The 21,849-nt window shown below is 50.1% G+C and carries 14 protein-coding genes and 1 pseudogene; 4 read left to right on the top strand and 11 right to left on the bottom strand.

The genetic code is table 11. From position 1 onward, the window contains the following. Positions 1–75: 75 nt before the first annotated feature. Genes VGS28_02740 through recG form a run of 3 tightly spaced genes read right to left on the bottom strand, consistent with a single transcriptional unit; the run spans position 76 to position 3,466 of the window. The gene (locus VGS28_02740; protein HEV2412702.1) at positions 76–624 is read right to left on the bottom strand and encodes an RsmD family RNA methyltransferase; all 549 of its coding nucleotides are present in this window, start codon (positions 622–624) and stop codon (positions 76–78) included. Then, complete coding sequence (locus VGS28_02735) at positions 614–1,426, bottom strand: hypothetical protein (GenBank protein HEV2412701.1); 813 nt, start codon at positions 1,424–1,426, stop codon at positions 614–616. The genes VGS28_02740 and VGS28_02735 overlap by 11 nt, the downstream gene beginning before the upstream one ends. 6 nt (positions 1,427–1,432) lie before the next feature. Further along, the gene (gene recG / locus VGS28_02730; GenBank protein HEV2412700.1) at positions 1,433–3,466 is read right to left on the bottom strand and encodes an ATP-dependent DNA helicase RecG; all 2,034 of its coding nucleotides are present in this window, start codon (positions 3,464–3,466) and stop codon (positions 1,433–1,435) included. 125 nt (positions 3,467–3,591) lie between these two features. On the opposite strand from recG, the gene VGS28_02725 reads away from it, so the two are divergent. Further along, on the top strand, positions 3,592–6,330 hold the full coding sequence (locus VGS28_02725) for a transglycosylase domain-containing protein (protein ID HEV2412699.1): 2,739 nt from the start codon (positions 3,592–3,594) through the stop codon (positions 6,328–6,330). A 3-nt stretch (positions 6,331–6,333) separates the two neighbouring features. Here VGS28_02725 and VGS28_02720 read toward each other — a convergent pair whose 3' ends face one another. From VGS28_02720 to nusA, 5 genes are all read right to left on the bottom strand, one after another. Beyond that, complete coding sequence (locus VGS28_02720) at positions 6,334–7,050, bottom strand: hypothetical protein (GenBank protein ID HEV2412698.1); 717 nt, start codon at positions 7,048–7,050, stop codon at positions 6,334–6,336. A 1-nt stretch (position 7,051) separates the two neighbouring features. After that, positions 7,052–8,407: a DNA repair protein RadA gene (gene radA / locus VGS28_02715; GenBank protein ID HEV2412697.1), complete on the bottom strand. Its 1,356-nt coding sequence runs from the start codon at positions 8,405–8,407 to the stop codon at positions 7,052–7,054. 2 nt (positions 8,408–8,409) lie between these two features. Further along, on the bottom strand, positions 8,410–9,396 hold the full coding sequence (locus tag VGS28_02710) for a hypothetical protein (GenBank protein ID HEV2412696.1): 987 nt from the start codon (positions 9,394–9,396) through the stop codon (positions 8,410–8,412). A 7-nt stretch (positions 9,397–9,403) separates the two neighbouring features. Then, positions 9,404–11,881: an ATP-dependent Clp protease ATP-binding subunit gene (locus VGS28_02705; protein HEV2412695.1), complete on the bottom strand. Its 2,478-nt coding sequence runs from the start codon at positions 11,879–11,881 to the stop codon at positions 9,404–9,406. A 105-nt stretch (positions 11,882–11,986) separates the two neighbouring features. After that, positions 11,987–13,147, bottom strand: a complete 1,161-nt coding sequence (gene nusA / locus VGS28_02700) for a transcription termination factor NusA (protein HEV2412694.1) — start codon at positions 13,145–13,147, stop codon at positions 11,987–11,989. 134 nt (positions 13,148–13,281) lie between these two features. Between nusA and VGS28_02695 the strand changes: the two genes are divergently transcribed. Beyond that, positions 13,282–15,807, top strand: coding sequence for a M1 family metallopeptidase (locus tag VGS28_02695; protein HEV2412693.1), 2,526 nt, complete (start codon positions 13,282–13,284; stop codon positions 15,805–15,807). On the opposite strand, the gene VGS28_02690 is transcribed toward VGS28_02695, so the two are convergent. Together VGS28_02690 and rplS are read right to left on the bottom strand one after the other, a co-directional pair. Next, positions 15,796–16,353, bottom strand: coding sequence for a ribonuclease HII (locus VGS28_02690; GenBank protein HEV2412692.1), 558 nt, complete (start codon positions 16,351–16,353; stop codon positions 15,796–15,798). The two genes, VGS28_02695 and VGS28_02690, sit on opposite strands and share 12 nt — an antisense overlap. A gap of 246 nt (positions 16,354–16,599) precedes the next feature. Continuing rightward, a pseudogene (gene rplS, locus VGS28_02685) lies at positions 16,600–16,935 on the bottom strand (50S ribosomal protein L19). 110 nt (positions 16,936–17,045) lie between these two features. Here rplS and VGS28_02680 point away from each other — a divergent pair. Beyond that, on the top strand, positions 17,046–18,188 hold the full coding sequence (locus tag VGS28_02680) for an NADP-dependent malic enzyme (protein HEV2412691.1): 1,143 nt from the start codon (positions 17,046–17,048) through the stop codon (positions 18,186–18,188). Here the strand turns inward: VGS28_02680 and VGS28_02675 are convergent. Then, positions 18,181–19,797: a GspE/PulE family protein gene (locus VGS28_02675; GenBank protein HEV2412690.1), complete on the bottom strand. Its 1,617-nt coding sequence runs from the start codon at positions 19,795–19,797 to the stop codon at positions 18,181–18,183. The genes VGS28_02680 and VGS28_02675 overlap by 8 nt on opposite strands. Before the next feature lie 82 nt (positions 19,798–19,879). Here VGS28_02675 and VGS28_02670 point away from each other — a divergent pair, with 82 nt between their 5' ends. Next, entirely contained in the window at positions 19,880–21,847 is a 1,968-nt protein-coding gene (locus VGS28_02670) for a M13 family metallopeptidase (GenBank protein ID HEV2412689.1), read from the top strand. The last annotated feature ends 2 nt before the right edge of the window (positions 21,848–21,849 follow it).

Raw genomic sequence — 21,849 nt, 5'->3', positions numbered from 1 at the left:
AGATGGTCTGCGCCACATTATACTTCGATACTCAGTTAGCAAAAATGCTGAAATTACAACAGAAAAAAGAGCACCTCAGATTTTGGAGGGCTCTTTGCGGTAGAAAGCCAACGCCGCATCTCCGTAACGCATCTTGTCCACCACAACAACTCCATTAACGGTCAACGATGACTCCCTACCTGGGTGCGATAATATCATAATGCCTGTGCTTTTTAAATGTTTGACGAGCAGTCCAGCTGTGGATAAGTCAATCGCCCCGTATGGTTGTTCAAGAACGATAATATCGAAGGTTTGATCCTCGTTTCGTCTGCTCCATGCTCGACAATCGGCCTTAATGAGTTTGACCTTATCAGCAACATCCAATGACTCGATATTGCGAAGAATTGTCTCTTGAGCTCTTCGATCACGTTCTATCATGATGGCAAATTCGGCTCCGCGGCTGATAGCCTCAAAGCTGACCGCACCACTCCCGGCATACGGATCAAGTAATGTCTTCCCGGTAAGATTGCCGAGTGAGTTGAACATGCCTCCTCTAGCCCGCTCACTCATCGGGTGAGTAACGTGACCAGAAGGAGCTTGGATGAATCGTCCGCCGAGTGTGCCACTGATGATCTTAAGTCGCACGCTTGCTCTCCAAGATGGCAAGATACCAGGCGATGACAACGATTTTGACGATTACAGGGATAAGATCCCGACGCACTTGTTTAATCAGCTTTGCATTCCAGCCAAATCTGTAGTGGTTCTGGTACATCTGGAGACTGTCAATCTCATTGGCCGCGTCAATAAAGAGTGGAACGATACCTCTTTTCTTAGCAATCTTTAACTCTTCTTCAGTCGGGGTTGCTAACAGCTTAAACCGTCTGCCGGCGATAATCATTGCTACCCCGATCTCAAACGAGCCATGAGTCGTCATTAAACCTTTTGCACCCCACATCTTCCAGTTTCGAGCTAGCGTATCGAAAGTCGACTCACCACCTATAAATAGCTTGTCCTTAACGCTGGTACGCGTCTCAATACCTTCACCGCGGAGCTTGATTAACTCTTGTTCGTACGGGTAGTGGTGAGCCGGGGTCAGGCCGTCAACAAGCGCATGAGCCAACCAAGAGGCTTGAAAGGCGGCACTCTCCATGTCGTTGTCGTGGAGCTGCTCAACTAGACTTTTGTAGTGGTGTCTGACCAGATCAAGGAATGGCTTATTGTTCTTGCCGCTTGGCTCATAGTAGTGCCAGGGCTCATCTTGGGCTGGAGATTTAAGTTTGACGCCATCTGGCCCATTGTTGCCTTCAAAGTGAATGATAAGTTGGATCGATGGAAAGACCTCGCCTGGTAACAGTGTACTAAGAATCTGCCGAGCGCTGCGGTCAATCTTCTGATGTGTCCCGGCGATGTTGCCAGAAGCGTTTCGTAGTGTTGTTCCAGAGTACATCTGTGTCTAATTAAGCACTGTAAGGCGGCGAAGATACTCCACGCGCTGCCTCAACTGAGGATATTGTAACAGATCAGGTTTGGTCGCCAAAAACTTCTCGACTGCTTGCTGGACAAGGTACAGGAAGCGAGTATCGGTCATGCGGGCGATCCTGAGATCGATGGTTCCGTGTTGCCTGTAGCCGTATAGCTCACCGGGGCCGCGAAGTTCGAGGTCCCGCTCGGCCAGATAGAAACCGTCATTGGAGTTGGCTAGCTCTTGGAGACGTTTTGAAGAGGCCTTAACTGATGAAGGGATCAGTACGCAGTATGACTGCGCGTCACTTCGACCAACGCGACCTCGGAGTTGGTGTAGTTGGGCAAGTCCAAAGCGATCGGCGCCCTCAATGAGCATAATGGTTGCGTTTGGCACGTCGACGCCCACCTCAACGACGGTCGTCGCGACAAGAATATCGAATCTAGCGACTTTAAATTGGGACATGACATCGTCTTTCTCTTGCGAGGAGAGCTTACCGTGGAGCTTGCCAATCTGTCGATCTTTAAAGATCTTCTCCTTCGTCAGCTTTGCATACTCCTCCTCAACACTCGTAAAACCAAGCACGTCTGATTCACTGACGAGTGGACAGATAATATAGGCTTGGTGGCCCTTAGCTAATTCGTCCTCGATCATCTGATAAGCCTTCGCTCTGTTTGTGGGCTGGATGATCTTAGTAATGACCGGCTTTCTGTTTGCTGGAGGCGTCTTTATGATAGAGACATCAAGCTCCCCATAAACAGTCAGCATAAGACTACGTGGAATCGGCGTGGCGGTCATTGATAAGATATGTGGCATATTAGATCCTTTGGCCAGCAGTACCTTACGCTGGTCAACACCAAAACGGTGCTGCTCATCGACAACGATGAGACCCAGTTTGGCGAAGTCAACGCCATTCTGAATAAGTGCGTGAGTTCCGACGACGATATCGATATCACCTGATCTAAGTCGTTTAAGTAACTCTTCGCGTGGCTTCTTCTTAACGCTTCCGACCAACAACCCGACCTCAACCCCAGTCTCATTTAAGAGTCTCTGCAACGTATCGGCATGTTGGGCGGCCAACACTTCCGTCGGGGCCATAAAGGCCGCCTGAAGGTTGTTGCTGTGAGCCATAAAGGCCGCCAACGCTGCCACTACTGTCTTGCCGGCCCCAACGTCACCCTGTAAGAGTCGGTTCATCGGCTGATTCTTGCTGATATCTTGGAGGATCTCCCAGGCTGCAAGCCTTTGAGCGTCAGTCAGGGTGAAGCTTAGCTGATTAATGAACGTATCGGCTGCATTCTGACGATATTCGATCGCCCAACTGGGGTTAGAGGCACGATCCTGTTTATTAAGTTGGCTGGCAAGCAGAAGCTCAAAGAGTTCTTCAAATCCGAGTCGCTCCTTAGCACGGGCCAGCAGCGTATCGCTCTCTGGAAAGTGAATCTGTGTCATGGCCTCGCTGTAGCTCAGCAGCTGGTTACTTTTTACCACTGAGGCAGGAAGAGTTTCGGGTAGCTCCTTTATATACGGCAGCAGGAGAAAGATAAGTTGCCGAATCTGGTTGGACTTGAGACCTTTTGTTTCAGGATAGATCGGCACAATTCGAGCGGTGTTCTTGGAGAAGTTACTAACCTGTTCTACGGCCGGGTTTTGCAGAATATATCTGTCACGCTGGAGATCAAATGTGCCGGACATATAGAACTTTCCACCAGCTTTTAAATGCGCTTCGCGATACGGCTGATTAAACCAAACAACCCTTAGCTCGCCTGTTCCGTCTTCGACGATCACGTCAGTTATATGAAGACCACGTCGGGCATACCTGGCTGTTATCTTGACCACTTTGCACAAAATAGTGACCGGACCAGGCTTAATGTCCTTAATCTTTATAATGTGCGAAAAGTCATTATATCGACGAGGGAAGTGGCGTATCAGATCGCCGACCGTCTCAATACCAAGAATGGCTAACTTTTGAGAGAGAGATGGGCCGACACCTTTAAGAACAGTTATGGGGTCATCTAACTTCACCTCTCTAGCATATCAGCTAAATACCAGTCACATTTCGTAGTATTTGCCATAGCTTCGTGCATGAGCGGTTGCTATAATGTGTAGCATAATCATTGCCAGCAATGTTGGAGCAAGCATAGATCAGCATGAAGAAACCGGTACCAAAACACTGGCCTTTTCTGCAAAAAGCGTCACGTCATTGGCAGTACTTTAGACCCCGTAATCGTAAGACGAACGGCGTGCGGGTCTATTCGAATCTCTCGAACCGAGATGTCCGTTCGAGACGCAAAGCAGAGTATCTGGCAAGCCTACCGAAGAACCCCGTTATGCGGTTCATCTATAGGCTTCATCCAAAGCGTTTGTATCACTACTGGTTTAGTCGGCAGGGCGCTATTATGTTCCTCAAGCTCTGCGGTATTGGCTTCATTCTCCTGACGGTTCTGATCATCAGCCTCTTTGCCGTCTACCGCAAAGACCTCGATCAGCTGAACCCAAACGATCTCTCTAATCTCGTCAACAACTCAGCCACTACGTACTGGGACAGAAGCGGCAAAGTTCTTTTATATAGTGATAACGCCAGTGTCGATAAGACGATAGTGGCTTCCAATCAGATTACCCCCTACATGAAGGAAGCGACGGTCTCTATTGAAGATAAGAACTTCTACAAAGAAGGTGCCATCAGTATCCCTGGTCTTATTCGAGCCGTTCTGGCCCACTTGGTTGGAGGTAGCGGGGGTGGCTCAACCATCACTGAACAGCTTGTTAAGAACGTCTTTCTGACAGACAACGCCACTATCACTTATAAGATTAAGGAGATTATCCTAGCCGAGGAAGCCAGTCGTCTCTACTCGAAAGATCAGATCCTAACGATGTATCTTAACGAGGCACCGTATGGTGGTGATCGCGTCGGCGTTCAGGCTGCTGCCCAGGCCTACTTTGGCACTACTGCTGATCATCTCAGTCTTGCACAAGCCGCAATGCTAGCCTCTATCCCCCAGCTACCGACAGCCTTTGATCCTCAGAGCCAGTACTTTGACAAGGAAGGGCTTGTTTCGAGAGAACAGACCACTCTCCAAAAGATGGCTCAACAGGGCTACATTACTTGGGCTCAGGAGAAAGCCGCAGCTCAGGTCAATGTTGTCGCCGAAGTTCTACCTCCGACAACCAATACCCAAAATATCATTGCGCCGGCCTTTGTCTTTAATGTTCAACATCAGCTTGAGCAGCAGTATGGCACTAAGCTAGTCACCCAAGGTGGGCTAAAGGTCATTACTACGCTCGACGTCAGTATGCAGAACCTCGCAGATAAATTGATGGCCCAAGACATCCATTATGATGAGGCTCAAGGTGGTAATAACATGGCTATGGTGGCAGAAGACAACCAGACTGGGCAGGTACTTGCCTACGAAGGTAGTCGTGACTACAACTATCCAGGTTATGGCGCCTTTGACGCTGCAACGGCCATGCTGGAGCCGGGTTCGAGTGTTAAGATCTTCGACTACGGCCAGCTCTTTAAACAGCGTCCTGGCACCAACTATGCGCCGGGCAGTGTTCTCTCTGACGAACCGATCAACATTGCTGGGTACTCGCCGAAAGACTTCGATGACAGATATCGTGGTAACATCGACATACGTAGTGCTCTCGACGAATCTCGTAACATCCCGGCTGTAAAAGCGGCCTACATCTCTGGAATGTCCAATGTCGCAACCTTAGCTCATCAGATGGGTGACCTTGCCTTCTGTGATAGCTACTGCGGTCTCTCAGCGGCCATCGGCGGCTACCCGCTCGAACTGGTCCAACACACCAACGCCTATGCTACACTCGCCAGGCAGGGCCTTTACATCCCGCAGGACTACCTTATCGAGATTAAAGGCTCGAATGGCGACCCGATCTATCAATGGAAGCAGCCAACTGGCACTCAGGTTATCAGTAACCAGATTGAATATGAATTAACTAACATCTTGAACGACGCGAAAGCTCGTGAACCAACCTTCGGGTCGCCTATACCGAATCGTTCGCTGACTGATGGCCAGGTCGGTTTCAATCCGCCAGGCATAAAGATTGCCGTTAAAACAGGTACGACAGACGATGATAAAGACGGTTGGATGATGGGTTATAGCACGGTCATGACTCTTGGTGTCTGGGTTGGTAATGCAAACGGTACCCCAATGGTAGATCCATATACCGGTCAAGGTGCCGTCACTCACCTTCAGACTGGTCCATTCTTCGGTGACTTCTTCCAGCAAAGTGAGCCATTTATGTATGGTTACGGCTGGAAAGGGGCTAATGACTGGTTTACAGCACCATCAGGTATCCATTCAACAACTGTTGATGGCAACTATGATCTCGTTCCTTCTTGGTGGGGCCAGATTCAAAGCGCCACCAATGGGTCTCCGACGACCATCACCATGGATGAGGTCTCCAAGCGCAAAGCAACCAGTTGTACGCCACCACTTGCCCAGCAGCAGATCACCGTCTACGAAGTAACCGACCCGATTACACACCAGACAGTCTACAATGGTGTCCCAGCTGGTTACGACATCAATGATTCGGATAACGTCCACAACTGTAGTGATACGCTTCCACAAGTTAGTACCCCAACGGCAGACACGTCTGCGGGCACAATCTCGTTTGTCATAACCCAAGGTACATTCCCGCTACAATCTTTCCAGGTTCAGGTTAACGGTCAGACTGTAGCCACTCAGAACATCTCATCGGGTGGTCAGGAGACAATCAGCTACGCGTTTACTAATCCTGGTTCAACTGCTACGATCTCTGTCTCAGTTACCGATACTGGCCTCTACCAGGCTACCAGCCAACAGACTGTCAATGTCATCAACGGCCAAGGTGGTGGCGGTGGTCAGGGTGGCGGCCACGGCCACTAGATACTAGTTCTTTTGCTGATCGTTTGGTTGCAGATAGGCAAACATCATCCGGCCTGCTTGGGTCTGGAGCATCCGACTAAACTGGACCGACACCTGCCTGCCCGTCTTGTTGGCGGCTTTCTCGACGACAACCATAGTGCCATCGTCTAGATAACCGACCCCTTGACCTTTCTCCTGACCCTTTTCGACGATCTTTAACTTGGCAGTCTCACCCGGCAAGATGGGTGGTCGTAAGTATTGGGCAAGCTCGTTGATATTGAGAACGGTGACGTTATCCAAACTTGCAACCTTGTTCAAGTTGAAGTCAGTCGTGTAGAGCTGGGCGCCTCGTTTTTTGGCGAGAGCGACGAGTTGGGCGTCAACCGGTCCAGCCTGAAGTGAGCCACCATCTTTGAGTATGGTAGCGCCTGAGATCTCTTGAAGTTGCTTGGCCACATCAAGACCATAGCGGGCTCGTTCGCGCTTATGTGAATCTCCGTGATCGGCAAGCAATTGAAGCTCGTCAATAACAGTGCTTGGAATGATTAGCCTGTCTGGCACGAAGCCCGCGCGGGCTAGATCGACTATCCGGCCATCTATAAGGCCGCAAGAGTCGATGATGACCTCACGCTTTCTTAGGCCAATCGTCTTAGGGCCAGACGAGCCAGGTTTCTCCATCATTAGAAGTCTGACAAGCACGAGGACTAGAAGAACTGAGTCAATGATTAAGATTGGTAACATATTAAATTTCCTTTTTGGTTGATTTGAGATAAGTATTGAGGGCGTCCCTCAGATTCTTGGTCGGAGCTAGATGGGTGTATTTAGACCCGTAGTTTGGCCCAATGAGGGTTTTAAAGCCCGCCTTGGCCGCCTCACGGCAACGACTTTCAATAAACGGTACACGACGTATTTCACCACTCAAGCCCACTTCTCCCGCTACGACGTACGACTCAGGCAGCTTCATCTGGCGTGCTGACGAAGCGATAGCCATACAGACGGCCAGATCCGCGGCTGGATCATTTAACCTCATACCACCTACTATATTGATATAGATATCCATATCGCTCAAGCTGAGGCTCGTACGGCGCTCAAGAACTGCAACTAGCAACGTTAAACGGTTCATATCGAAACCAGAGGCTGTCCGCTTCGGGTAGCCGAAATTAGATCTGTTAATTAATGCCTGAACCTCGACTAAAAGCGGCCTGCTTCCCTCGATAGTGGCTAAGACAACCGAACCATCGGTCACCTGTCTCTCGGCGAGGAGTGCTTTAGAGGGATTGAGAACGGCCCGGAGGCCATCCTCGGCCATCTCGAGAATGGCAGTCTCCTGCGTAGAACCGTAGCGGTTCTTGGCAGCCCTTAAAATCTTAAAACCACCGTAGACGTCACCTTCGAGGTGCAGGACCACATCAACGAGGTGTTCAAGGACTTTCGGACCCGCTATACTCCCCTCTTTTGTCACATGCCCGACCAGAATGAGGGCGCTATGGTGTCGTTTAGCTATCTGAGTCAGAAGGCTGGCACAGTTGGTCACCTGGCTTATGCTGCCGGCATTCGAAGCAACTGAGCCAAGCGAGATGGTCTGTATGGAGTCAACAATGACAACGCCGTACTCCCCATCAGCAATCGTGTGGGCGATATCGTCGGCCGATGTGCTACTTGCCAGCATGAGATTACTTGAAGATGCCACACCAAGCCGCGAGGCACGCTCGTGGACCTGAGAAACCGACTCCTCGCCGCTCACGTAGAGGACCTTCTGCTTCTTGGCACACTCTCCGGCGATTTGCATCAGAAGCGTTGATTTACCTATGCCTGGCTGTCCCGCGAGTAGCGTGACACTATCTGGCACCAACCCGCCACCAAAGACGGTATCGATCTCCTTTAAACCTGTGATAATCCGCTTCTGCAGGCTATCCCGAGTCGATACCTTATTGACTGGAGTGGTGGTTAGAGATCTGCCTTGTGCCGTCAATTCTTTCTCGCTAAGCTGAGTATTTTCGATTAGTGAGTTCCATTGGCCACACTTATCACATCTACCCGACCACTTGGTGTGAAGCGCTCCGCATTCTTGGCAGACAAACTGTGGGATCTTAGCCATAACTACTGTCCTTGAGCCGAAAGCGTTGTGAATCGGCTGTTCAGGTCGTTATTGAGTTGGTTGGTGGCTGTTGCGATTTGATTACGCTGGGCAACGAGCTGGTTGTACTGATTGATCAACTGCTGATCAGTGGTTAATAGGGAGTTAAAGGTATCTACTTTCTGGTTATACGGCCCGACGTCTTGATTGTATGGGCCGACTTGGCCCGAGCTTTTGAGACCGTTCATGGTCTGAGCCATACTAGTAATACCTTGTTGTTGGCTAGTAAGTTGGGCATTGTCGCTCTGGATAGTTGTGTTGAGTGTCTTGAGCTGACTGTCGATGCTCACTATCTCGGCATTGTTCTGTTGGAAGAGTCCGACATATGCGGCCGTATAGTTAACCAGTACCTGTCGGTTCGTAAAGTACTGGTTATAGATAGCCTGGAGATCTGGGTTGAGTGTGGCGACTTGTGTGCCAAAGACTGAAAACATCTCGTCAAGGAGTTCACCCGGTTCAGTGGTGCTGTAAATACTCTCTAACTGTAGCAACCGTGGATCGGTCGTCTCCTTCATCTGTGCTCGGAGAAGATTATCAACTGACGTTTTCTGGGAACCAAGGCGGGCATAGACAACGTGTAGCATCTCGTGAGCCGCAGTCACTTGCTGGATTCCATTGAGCTGCGGCTGGGTTACATCATAGATGTAGATGATGCCGTTGGTGCCACCTGTGTAACAGCCGAGAACGATCGTGTTGTCGCCTTTGTTGGAACAGTGGGCGTTAAAGACCTGCCGTGAGTCTACTGTGGCATTGGCGACATAGAAAAGATGCTGCGCCTGTGGTGTCATCGTGTCATCCTGCGCCAAAGTCTTAATGGCCGTTGACGGAGTATAGCCCTGTAGTGACCACCAGTCTTCGATATTCTGAAAATAGTAGACACCAGCCAGTAGCACAACTAGGATTGCTAAGCATGCACTGAGCACCCTCGTTCGTGTCTGAAACCACTTCATGCTGTGCTTATCTTAACGCGGCTGCGGCGTCAAAGACAAATCCCTCTTTACGATGTGCGATCTTGATCTCTGATCCGAACTGGTAGGCATCGGATAAGATGCCATCGGCGATGACATCCTCAAGCTCTTCTTCTATGACCCTGCGCAGCGAGCGTACGCCATTCGCCTGGTCGTATCCCTTAGCGATGAGTGCTTCTTTAGCCGAGGTTTGAACTTTAATCGTAATCCCTCTGTCTGCAAGACGCTTAGAGAGATCGCCCAACTGCAGGTCTAAGATGGCTTTTACGTCGTTCATAGTGAGCGAGTCGAAGACCACGATCTTATCGAACCTGTTGAGTAATTCGGGTCTCATCAGATTTTTTAGCTCATTGAGCGCTTGTTCCTCGCGGTACTCACCAAGGACAACGGTTGGGTCGGCATCACTCGCACGTGATCGGAAGCCAAGTGCTGCCTCTTTCTGGAGCTTCTCTGCGCCGATGTTGCTCGTGAGGATGACGATGGTGTTTCTGAAGTCGACACGCCTACCTTTTGCGTCTGTTAGATAACCGTCTTCCAATATTTGAAGGAGCAGGTTGAAGATATCTGGGTGGGCTTTCTCTATCTCGTCAAAGAGCAAGAGAGAGTATGGTCTGCGTCTAACTCTTTCAGTCAGCTCACCACCTTCTTCGTAACCAACGTAGCCCGCTGGAGCGCCGATCATCCGTGAAGCGGTATGCTTTTCGCCAAACTCGCTCATGTCTATCTTGATAAGCGCAGTCTCGTCAGCAAAGAATTCCCTAGCTAGAACACGCGCTAGCTCAGTCTTTCCAACTCCTGTCGGGCCGAGGAAGATGAATGAGCCGATCGGTCGGTTCTTCTGGGTAATGCCCGAACGTGTCCGTCGGATGGCTCTTGCGACTGAGGAGACGGCCGTCTTCTGGCCAATGAGCGACTTAGAGAGACGATCCTCAAGGTGTAGCAGTTCGCGGGCTTCTGAGCGGATGACCCTCTTAACAGGTACGCCAGTCATGATAGCTACGGTTTTGGCGATGTCATCGTCAGATATGTTGAGGGGCTGACTCCGTCTAGCTCGCTTTTCAGTGAGACGTGTCTTGATCTGGCTGATGCGCATCTTGTAACGTGCGGCTCGCTCGTAGTTTTCGTCACTAGCGGCCTCTTCCATGAGATCATTCAAGTGGGTCAGTTCACGCTTCAGCTTGCTGATCTCCGGTGAACTTCGTCCACGTTCGATCCTGACCCTGGAGGCCGCCTCGTCGATTAGATCGATAGCCTTGTCAGGCATAAATCGATCGCTAATATAACGACTAGCCATCTCAGCAGCAGTCTTAATCACCTCGTCATTGATCTGGACGTGATGGTGTATCTCGTACTGCTTCTTAAGGCCTTTGAGTATCTCGATAGTTTCTTCGATGGTCGGTTCAGGGACCTGAATAGGCTGGAGACGACGCTCGAAAGCCGTGTCCTTCTCAATATGCTTCTTATATTCGTCGAGAGTTGTTGCCCCGATGAGCTGGAGTTTGCCGCGTGCAAGGGCTGGTTTAAAGATGTTGGCTGCGTCAATCGCACCCTCAGCTGCACCGGCACCGACAAGTAGGTGTAGCTCATCTATAAAGACTATGACACGGTCATCCTCTACAATCTCGTCGATGATGTGTCGCAACCTCTCCTCGAACTCGCCGCGGTATTTGGTGCCGGCTATCATCGAGGCCAGGTCGAGCATAATGACCTGTTTCTGGAGTAGTCGCTCAGGTACCTCTTCATCGGCGATTCTCTGAGCAAGACCCTCTACAATGGCTGTCTTGCCAACTCCTGGTTCGCCGATTAGGACTGGATTGTTCTTCGTCCGGCGACCAAGGATGGTTACGATACGTGAGATCTGTTCTTGTCGGCCAACGACTGGATCCAGCTTGCCTTCACGGGCCAAGATGGTCATGTTGACGCCGAAGTATTCAAGTAGGCGCTTCTTTTTGGTCCGACGCTTGTCGAGTTGGACTGATGACTGTTCGTGTTCATACTGCTGTCTACCCAAATAGTCTTCGAGTTCGCTAATGAGGGCGTCAACGTTAACATTCATGTCTTGTAGGAGAACCGTTGCTCGAGCATTCTTCTGTGTCAGTATGGTATAGGTAATATGCTCGGTACCACACATATCCTGATGGAACTCTTGGGCGACATCTACACTGAGACGGAGGGTCAACTTAGCAGTCTCACTGAGGCCTTTCGCACTACTACCGGGTGCTCCGATAGTCAGTGCTTTTGGCGTTAGGTTTAGTGCCAGTTTTGCACGGTCATATGTTGCGCCTGAAACAGCCAACATTTTAGCGGCTATTGAGCTGCTCTGTGCCATTATTCCCAAGAGAATGTGCTCAGTCCCAATATAGGCTGAACCAAGTTTATGTGCTATGCCCTCTGCCTGTCGCAAGCTGAGTCGGGCGTTGTCTGTCAGCAGGTGATAAAACTCATCGAGTTCGTTTTGTGCTGCCATCTATTTCTATTGTACCCCGCATTTAGCTACTGTCATACAACCATAGTACTGCTATTGGCACTCGCAAGTCAAGAGTGCTAGAAAAGTGTTGTTTTACGGAGTGGATTACTCTTTTTTCTTGTCTTCTTCAGAGGCCTCATTGAGGGCAGAGATCAGTGAATCTTCGACGTTCTTACGCTTCGGTCGAGGTGCATCATCTTTCTTAGTGGCAGTCGCCGTCGTTGCAGATTCACCGACAATGTCGATTTCGTAGCCGGTCAGCCGGCTGGCAAGGCGAACGTTTTGACCGCCGCGTCCGATCGTGATTGAGAGCTGGTCTTCCGGAACCTGGACGGTTGCCTTCTTGTTGGCTTCATCAATCTTAATCGAGGTAAGTCGAGCGGGAGCGAGTGCATTGGTAATGAACTGGTTAATATCTTCGCTATATGGCACGACATCGATCTTCTCTTGCTCGCCAATCTCGTTGATGACGGCCTGGACTCGTGTTCCGTGCCCACCGACGAATGTGCCAACCGGATCAACACCAGGCACTGTCGAATGAACGGCCACCTTGGTGCGTTTACCGGCTTCACGGGCGATAGCTTTGATCTCAACTGCTCCGCTTTCCATCTCAGGAACCTCTTGGCGGAAGAGATACTCAATAAATGGCTCATTGGCACGACTAAAGATCAGCTGCGGCCCCCTGTTACCTCGCTCAACATCTTTCAGGTATACCTTGATGCGCGAACCGACTCCGTAGTACTCACCAGTAATCTGTTCGGATTGAGGTAGAATACCACTGGCGCGGCCGACTTCAACACGGACGAATCGCGGTTCAACTCGTTGGACGGTACCAACCAAGACAGTGCCAATCTTATCCTCAAACTCTTCCAGAACAACCTCTCGCTCTGCTTCCCGCAGGCGCTGGAGAATGACCTGTTTGGCAGTCTGGGCGGCCACCCGGCCGAAACTGGTAGGATGGTACGCAACCTCGATGGTTTCACCAACCTTGGCGTCTTTGTTGATCTTCTTGGCGTCATCGAGTGAGATGTGCATTTGGTTATCGATAACTTCTTCAACGACTTCCTTGGTGGCATAGACGGTGACGTCGCCAGTATTGGAGTTTAGGTTAACTCTGACTTCCTGCTCTTTTGCACCATAATCGCGGCGCCACGCTGCGGCGATGGCCTGCTCAATGATCGAGTGGACAGAATCCTCTGGGAGATTCTTCTCCTCAGCGATCTGTCGTATGACCATGACAAGTTGTTTGACATTCAGATCTTCCATATGCGGATTCTCGTTTATTTGACCTTTTCATTAAAAAAGCCGACCTTTTGGCCGGACTCAAGTACTATTTCATTGTAGAACATTCTGTTTAATCACGCAAGATGTTCAGCACGAAGGAATGATACACTTGACGTATGCAGAAGGTACGACAACTGGTTGACCAGTTTCAACCGGCACACTATACACTTGATCTCGACGTCAGACGGCAGACGCGTCGATTCAGTGGCGCAGTCGTAGTCCAAGGCTACCTGCCGTACGCCACTAACGGGATCATTCTTCATGCTCGAGGCTTGATGATCTCAGAAGCAACGATCGACGATATGCCAGCTAAAGTCTCTTCTGGTAAAGATGACGAACTCACGTTACAGGTCAGTGAAACATTGGCCCGAGGTGACCATGAGGTTAAGGTAGTATTCGCTGGTCGTATAACAGACAGTCTTCATGGGCTGTATGCAAGTTACTACAACCTCGAAGGCAAGAAGAAAGAACTCCTAATGACTCAATTTGAGAGCCACTACGCGAGAGAAGTCTTTCCATGTATCGACGAGCCTGCCGCTAAGGCTACCTTCGAATTAAGCGTAGAAGCAGAACGAGGCGTCGATATTGTATCGAACACGCCAGCGGTTAAGCAGTCAAACAAAGACACACGACAGACAGTGGAGTTTGCGAAAACACCGAAGATGTCCACCTATCTTCTCGCTTTCGTAATCGGCGAACTTGAGCATATCAGGGCGAAGACAAAAGGGGGTACGATAATCGGTGGCTACGCCACTCAGGGTCAAGCCAAGCATATGCAGTTTGCTGTCGATGTTGCGGTGCAGGCATTGGATTTTCTTAATGACTTCTTTGGTGTTCCCTATCCTCTGCCAAAATGTGACTTTGTTGCCGTACCCGACTTTAGTGCCTTGGCTATGGAGAACTGGGGCTGTGTTACGGGCCGTGAAAGCTATCTGCTGGCCGATGAGTCTGAATCGGATATAAGTGTTAAGCAGTACATCGTCATCGTGGTCATACATGAGCTGGCTCATCAATGGTTTGGCAACCTTGTCACTATGGAATGGTGGAATGACTTATGGCTCAACGAGGGCTTCGCCCGGTTTATGGAATGCTACGTTGCGGATAAACTCTATCCAGAATGGGGAATCGGCCTCGATTTCTTGGCCAAGAAAGTCTCACTTGTCCAGAGCCTTGATGGGCTCACCAGCACGCACCCCGTACAATTTGTCATTAATCACCCAGAAGAGATTGAAGCAGCCTTCGACTCGATCAGCTACGAAAAGGGTGCTTCAACGCTGGCCATGCTACTCAACTATGTTGGTGAAGAGGCATTTCGTGATGGTTTACGTCGGTACGTACGGGCACATCAGTACGCAAACGCTGTCACTGATGACCTATGGGACGCCCTCAGTGATGTCTCCGGAAAAGACGTTAAAGCCTTTATGGCCAACTGGGTAGGTCAACCCGGCTATCCAGTCGTTACGGTATCGGAAAAGGGCGATGGCTATCTGCTAAGACAGGACAGGTTTTTCGCCAATCCGAGGCACCGCCAAGATGATCCCACTGTCTGGCAGATACCACTTCTCGCGAACATATATGAAATGCCATCTCAGTTATCGACAAGAACACTCAAGACCGAAGCCATTCACTCCCCTGAACCGCTCAAACTCAACAAAGATCAGGTTGGCTTCTATTTCACGCTTTACTCTGATGAACTACGCCAGCGGCTCAACGCATCGATATTAGGGCCGTCCTTCTCAGTTAAAGACCGACTCGGCTTGCTCAACGAGACCTTCGAACTGGCGCGAGCTGGGTATCTTAAGACAGTTGAGGCGCTCAAACTCATCGATAGTTTCAGCAGCGAGGGCGAAGTGCACATCTGGGATGTGCTGTCGCAACAGTTTGGCGCCCTACGTGTCCTCATTGATGCTGATCGTGAGACTCTCGAAGGTTTTAATGATTATGTCTCACAGTTTGTGCGGCTTCAGGTCGAGCAGTTAACCTGGCGCTCTTTCGAGGGTGAATCTGAAGGCGACCGGCTGAAGCGAAAGATTGTTTTGAGCCTGGCGTGTGGGGCAGACGATGTGGGTGCTGTCATGCAGGCTAGACAGCTTTTTGAGAACTCAAAAACGTTTAACGAGGTCCCACCGGATCTGCGCGTTGTCGTCTACTCGTCAATTGTCCGAAATGGCATGCAAGCTGACTTCGATAGCTTGATGCGAAGATATCTTAAGACAGACTTTGCTGAAGAACGCAGGAACATCCTGATGGGGCTCTGTGCGACTACATCGCCAGACAATGTAGAAAAGCTGCTCGACCATATTCGTAACAATGGTCGAATTCAGGATCTAATCTACTGGCTGACCGAACTATCCATAAACCCTGTTGCTCGTCCGATTATGTGGAAGTGGTTGAAAAAGAACTGGAAGTGGCTGACTGAGCTCTACGCCAACGACCCGCAGTATACCTACCTACCACGCTATACTGGCCGGACATTTAGCAAACGGACCGAGTTAGCCGACTTCCAAGAGTTTTTCGAGCCAAAGCGAAAGGACCAGGTCCTTAATCGAGCTATAGATCAGAATATCGAAGCCATTGATATGAGAGTCCAATGGCGTTCTCGAGACTACTCGGCCATATCACGGTTCTTTTCAGGTACTTAGTAACTGTATAGGAGAGTAGCTCTGCCTATGGATCTGGCAGGCTCCATACTGCGCAAGGGCCAAACGATGTGCTTTCGTCCCGTAGCCTACATTTGTGTTGAAGCCATAGGCGGGGAAGCTGTTATGGATAGCAGCCATAAAGTTATCTCGAGCGACCTTAGCTACGATCGAGGCTGCTGATATCGCAGGTTCCGTCTGATCGCCGTGGATGATGGTCCGAACCCGTCGGTCTCCGATATAGTCGTGGTTACCGTCTAGGATAATCTCAATATCTCTTACTCTCCAGAGATCAGAAAGTGCCTGGAACGCTGCCGCACGCTGCGCTGCAGTAAGGCCGTTTTTATCAACGAATATCGACGAAGCCCAGCCGATTCGCATATACCGAGCATGTTCCTTAATGAGATTAGCAAGTTCAGTCCGCTCCCGAGAGCTTAGCTGTTTTGAGTCCCGAAGACCATCAATCTTCTTCTCGCCAAGAATAACTGCAGCAACGCAAACTGGTCCCGCCCAGCTACCTCGTCCGACTTCGTCAACCCCCACAACCATTGTGAGTTCAGTATAGCACTGGCTCGAAGATGACTACTTTTCGTCTTTTTCGGGTTGTTCAACGCCTTCTTGGCGATCCTTGACGGCCTTCTCGAAAGCCTTTTCATCGGCCTGCTTCTGCTCTTTAGCGGCGGCAGCCTCTTCCTCATGCTTCTCGGCAGCCTCTTCCTTGAGTTGCTCGATCGCTTTTTCTGCTTCTTTGTTGGCTACTTCGTTGACGGCTCGCCTGTCGAAGTCGACTGCATTGAGGCGAGTAGACTTACCAGAACGCTGGCGCATGTATGTCAGGTAGTTGCGTCGGACCTTCGAGCGCTTAGTAACTTCCACTTTCAAGACAAGTGGCGAGTGGGCCAGGAAGCTCTTCTCGACACCGACACCGCTTGCAATGCGCCGGACTACTATGCGATTAGAGAGGCTGTTCTTGCGATCAGTTCGGATAACAAGGCCTTCGAAGATCTGGACACGCTCTTTGTTACCTTCTTTAATTTTCTGATGGACACGAACGCTGTCACCAGTGCGTACGTCTACAACGGCCGGTTTGCGGTACTTCTGCTCTATCTGTTGGATTAACTGGTGCGACATAAACAAACCCTTTAGGTACTTTATAGTCTTTATCTTCTGTAAATCAGAGGTTATTTTAGCACAACTTACTCAATATGAAAATAGCGATCACAGGACAGTATAATAGAACTATGACAACCAAAGACATAAACTCAGAATCGCTCGAATTACATAAAAGGTTGAAAGGAGTTCTCACGGTAACGCCGAAGGGTGAACTTAACACTCGTGAGGAGTTGAGTCTCTACTATACGCCTGGGGTCGGAGCGGTTTCGTCCTATATTGCTGAGCATCCTCACGAAGCTAAGGATTACCTGTGGTCCAACAACCTCGTTGCGGTCGTTTCCGATGGCTCGGCAGTGCTAGGTCTTGGCGACATTGGTCCTGAAGCAGCTATGCCGGTCATGGAGGGCAAATCGATGATATTCAAGCACTTCGGACGTGTTGACGCTGTACCGATCGTTCTGGACGTCCACACGGCCGATGAGATAGTGGCAGCAGTTAAAGCTATCGCGCCAAGTTTTGGGGGGATCAACCTCGAAGACATTGCTGCGCCGAAATGTTTTGAGATTGAAGAGAGACTCAAGAAAGAGCTTACCATCCCGATTATGCATGACGACCAGCATGGAACAGCCATAGTGGTCTTGGCGGGCTTAATGAACGCGATGAAGGTGGTTGGTAAATCCCTGTCAGATACTAAGATAGTCCTGATGGGAGCTGGGGCTGCGGGTGTTGCAGTCGCACGCCTCCTCCACGATTACGCCAATCCGAATATTGTCGCTGTAGACAGCAAGGGTGTTGTCAGTCCTGATCGTGACGACCTTAACCCGCAGAAGAAGCTGCTAGCGAGCTTTTCCCACGGCACCGATAACGGCCGAACTATCCAGGATGCCCTTAAAGGGGCTGATATCTTCGTCGGTGTCTCAGTCGGCAACCTTCTTACTCGTCAGGACATTGCTCTTATGAACAAGGACGCTGTGGTGGTTGCTATGGCCAACCCTATACCGGAGATCTACCCAGACGAAGCTCGTGCGGGCGGTGCGAAAGTGGTTGCTACCGGCAGAAGCGACTTTCCGAATCAGGTTAATAACGCGCTCGCCTTTCCCGGAATCTTCCGCGGGGCACTAGACCATAAGGTCAAAGCCATCACCGAGCAGCACAAAGTAGCCGCCGCAAAAGCAATCGCAGAGTTTATTCCAAACCCAACACCTGACACCATCATCCCCTCAATATTTGCTGAAGGCTTGGCTGACAAGATTGCTTCGGTGATTAAATAACTCGGTTGATCTCTTCGAGGGTGGTGAGGCCTTGGAGGGCTTTGAGTATGCCATCCTGCTGGATGGTCATCATTCCCTGGGCGATAGCGGTCTTTTGAATGACTGTGCTGTCGATATGCTGTACGTCTTGTCTGATTAGGCCTTGAATGGCTTCGTCGACAAGTAGTTGCTCGAGGATCATCATGCGCCCGGCGTAACCAAATGGGTTCTCTTCCGATTTGCCGGGTTTATAGAGCGTCAGCTTTGTGTAGTCAGGTTGCTGAGCATTTTTCGGCAGATCCTTGAGAGCGTTCTTGATATACTCTACTGTTCTCTCGTCTGGCGTATATGACTGCTTGAGCTTGTCGTCGAGCCTTCGCACTAGGCGCTGGGCAATGATCATCTTGATGGCACTGGCAAATATTGGGTTTGGTCCTATCATGTCTATCATTCGGCTGAGAGCTGCTGGTGCGTCGGTGGCGTGGAAAGTGCTAAGGACAAGGTGGCCGGTAATTGAAGCTTGGATAGCCGTCCGTGCGGTGTCGACGTCACGAATTTCTCCGACCATGATAACGTCGGGGTCGAGACGCATGACGGCTCTCAGCTTCTCTGCAAAGCTCTCCCCTTTTCGCGATGCAACTGGAATCTGGCTGACTCCGTCGATAGCATACTCAACTGGGTCCTCAAGGGTGATTATCTTCCGCTGAGTTGTGTTAAGAGCGTTTAGAATCGAGTAGAGCGTGGTCGATTTACCGGAACCAGTCGGGCCAACGACCAATACGAGTCCATGGGGGTGCGCTATGACGTCATCGATGTTTTGTCGTTCTTGCTTCGAGAAGCGCAGCTTATCAAGATCCATCATCGTCTCGTCGATCTCAAAAAGCCTCAAGACGGCATCTTGTCCATAGACAGTTGGGACGGTCTCGATGCGCATATTCAAAGTCTCTTCGCCACCGTCTGGGCCCTGAACGACTTCTGAGATATGGCCGGTCTGAGCGTCGGGAGCGTCTATCGAGATGTTAGCTCGACTGGCGATCGAGCTTTGGAGCATTCGATATTTCTCCTTGCCGATACTGGCGATCTGATGGAGAGCTCCGTCAACCCTAAATCGGATTCGAACATCATGCCTGTTACATTCCAAATGGATGTCGGAGGCGTGTAGGCGGATTGCCTGCTGTATCAGATAGTTGACGATGTCCTCTGAGCGCACTTGGTCGAGAGTCTTTGACACTTCAGCAAGTGTCGCACTGTCACCCTCGGTGGCGATTGTGACGTCATCATAGTGGACCTCTTTTGGCGGGTCGAAGCGCCTCATCAGCTCCTTGTAGCCGAGATTGCTGATCATGACGTATTCGACATTGCGGCCGATGAAACGCTCACGAAGTTCACGGAGAACCTGCTGAGAGGTCTGAATGGTAATACCGAATGTCAAAAGACTCCCTTCACCGAGGTCTCTCATCGGTACGATCTTCCAGTCATACATCTCCCTAACGCTCAAGATGCCCTTCAAGAGCGGCATGTCATTGAGGTTTCGAGAGTCAACGTAAAGCAGCCCGAGCATATTAGCCCGTTGCTGTGTAGCTTCCTCTTCTTGTTCTCGGAAGCGCATTTGACTGCTAGCATCGGTCATTGCCCATATTGTACACCAAGCATAAGCGTCGGTCAGCAGATGAGTTGCCTTCAAAACGAAGAGTTGCGCTACAATGGTTCCAATGACAAAACTACACAGTATGCGTGATTACGGTGGTTCTCTTAGTAACTCCGTAAGACCGCAAGATGACTTCTATAGCTATGTAAACAGTAAATGGCTGAAAGAGAACCCCATCCCACCGACCGAGAGCCGTTGGGGTACATTCTTAGTCCTCCGCGACAAGACGTGGCAAGACATGCGGGCAATCTACAATGACCTCCAAGAAAAGAAGCTGTTATCGCCAAACAGCGTTGAGCAACAAGCGCGCGATCTTTACTACACCATTATGCATGTCGACGACTTCAGTAAAGACCACTTAAAGCTCGTCGATAGTTATCTGAAACGTATTGATGAAATTAAAGACCTGAATGACCTGGCAACTGTCATTGGTGAGCTGCAAGCCATCGGTATCAGCGGTCCGTGGCGTGCGATGGCGGATATGGATGATAAGGATAGCACTCGCTATCTCTTTCGGCTGGGTCAAGGGGGCCTGACGCTACCGTCCCGGGACTACTACTTGGAAGATAAGCCCGAAATGAAGGCAGTACGAAAGGCCTATACTGCTCATCTTGCCAAAGTATTTAAGCGGTTACCGGGGCTTGGCGAGAGCGCAGATAATTTTTCGAAACAGGTCATCGACTTTGAAACCAGTCTAGCTCGCCACTCTCTACCAAGTGCGGAACTGCGAGATGTTGAAAAGAACTATAACAAAGTTACCTTTACCAAATTGAAGGCTGGTTACCCAAACATAAACTGGCCGGCATACGCTAGCTCGCTTGGTTGGCGACCTGGTCGTGATCTTAGTGTCGACCAACCAAAGTTCTTGGCCTATGTCGATAAACTATTTATTGAGAGTAAATTAGAGTCCTGGAAGACATACCTCAAATGGAAGTTTGTCGTTACCTATTACAGCAAGATAGATGAGAGTTTCGCCAAGCTTAGGTTTGAATTCTTTGGTAAGACTCTGACGGGCTCTCGTGAGCTCATGCCAAAATGGCAACGAGCTGTCATGCTCATAGACGCGGTCTTCGGACAAGGTGTCGGTAGGCTCTATGCCAAGAGGTACTTTCCAGAGTCGTCAAAGAGGCAGATACTCGAAATGGTCGAGACCATCAGGGCCACCTACAAAGAGCGTCTGAAACGTCTGAAATGGATGGATCCAAAGACAAAACCACTAGCCTATAAGAAGTTGGCTAACATGAAAGTTTTGATCGGCTATCCAGACAAGTGGCGTGATTTCAGTAAGCTTGAGATTAACCGGGAATCCCTCATAGGTAACCTTATAGCTATTGAGCGCTTCCAGAACGACTACTATCTCGACCGGCTTCACAAAAAGACATCACGTGACGAATGGTTAATGGACCCTCAGACAGTCAACGCCTACCACGATCCGAACCGTCTGGTTATCTGCTTTCCAGCAGCTATTCTGCAGTCGCCGTTCTTTGACCCAAAGGCTCCGATTGTCGCCAACTTGGCCGGTATTGGAACAGTCATAGGACACGAGCTGACACATGGTTTTGACGACCAAGGATGCTTGTTTGATGATGTAGGGAACATGCGTATCTGGCAAACGAAGAAAGATCGTGCCGAGTTTGCAAAGCGAGCGAAGATCATTATTGATCAGGCTGATCAGTTTGAAGTTCTGCCCGGGCTTCATCTCATTGGCCAACTAATTATCGGTGAGAGCATCGCTGATCTGGGTGGGCTAGAGATCGCCTATGAGACCTTCAAGAAGCTCCCTAAGCAACAGCAGGTTGGTGAAGGTAAACTAACAGCAGAACAGCTCTTCTTCGTGGCTTACGCAACCACAGAGTGCGACGTGAACCGGCCTGAGCGTGTCCGTGAGTTTGCACTCCGCGATCCGCATCCTGAATCACGGTTTAGGGTCAATGGTATGGTTACGCACGTAGATGGCTTCTATGATGCGTTCAGACTAAGCGAAAATGACAGGCTATATCGCCCTGCTGAGAAACGTACCAAAATCTGGTAGTT

Source organism: Candidatus Saccharimonadales bacterium (assembly GCA_035945435.1).
Lineage (GTDB): Bacteria > Patescibacteriota > Saccharimonadia > Saccharimonadales > DASZAF01 > DASZAF01.
Note: the sequence above shows the minus strand (reverse complement) of the source record. Positions and strands in the feature narration are given on the sequence as shown.

Coding starts and splice junctions, on each gene's coding strand:
- VGS28_02735 (HEV2412701.1), bottom strand. CDS start 1,426: ATGTACTCTGGAACAACACTACGAAACGCTTCTGGCAACATCGCCGGG.
- VGS28_02725 (HEV2412699.1), top strand. CDS start 3,592: ATGAAGAAACCGGTACCAAAACACTGGCCTTTTCTGCAAAAAGCGTCA.
- VGS28_02720 (HEV2412698.1), bottom strand. CDS start 7,050: ATGTTACCAATCTTAATCATTGACTCAGTTCTTCTAGTCCTCGTGCTT.
- radA (HEV2412697.1), bottom strand. CDS start 8,407: ATGGCTAAGATCCCACAGTTTGTCTGCCAAGAATGCGGAGCGCTTCAC.
- VGS28_02710 (HEV2412696.1), bottom strand. CDS start 9,396: ATGAAGTGGTTTCAGACACGAACGAGGGTGCTCAGTGCATGCTTAGCA.
- VGS28_02705 (HEV2412695.1), bottom strand. CDS start 11,881: ATGGCAGCACAAAACGAACTCGATGAGTTTTATCACCTGCTGACAGAC.
- nusA (HEV2412694.1), bottom strand. CDS start 13,147: ATGGAAGATCTGAATGTCAAACAACTTGTCATGGTCATACGACAGATC.
- VGS28_02695 (HEV2412693.1), top strand. CDS start 13,282: ATGCAGAAGGTACGACAACTGGTTGACCAGTTTCAACCGGCACACTAT.
- VGS28_02690 (HEV2412692.1), bottom strand. CDS start 16,353: ATGGTTGTGGGGGTTGACGAAGTCGGACGAGGTAGCTGGGCGGGACCA.
- VGS28_02680 (HEV2412691.1), top strand. CDS start 17,046: ATGACAACCAAAGACATAAACTCAGAATCGCTCGAATTACATAAAAGG.
- VGS28_02675 (HEV2412690.1), bottom strand. CDS start 19,797: ATGACCGATGCTAGCAGTCAAATGCGCTTCCGAGAACAAGAAGAGGAA.
- VGS28_02670 (HEV2412689.1), top strand. CDS start 19,880: ATGACAAAACTACACAGTATGCGTGATTACGGTGGTTCTCTTAGTAAC.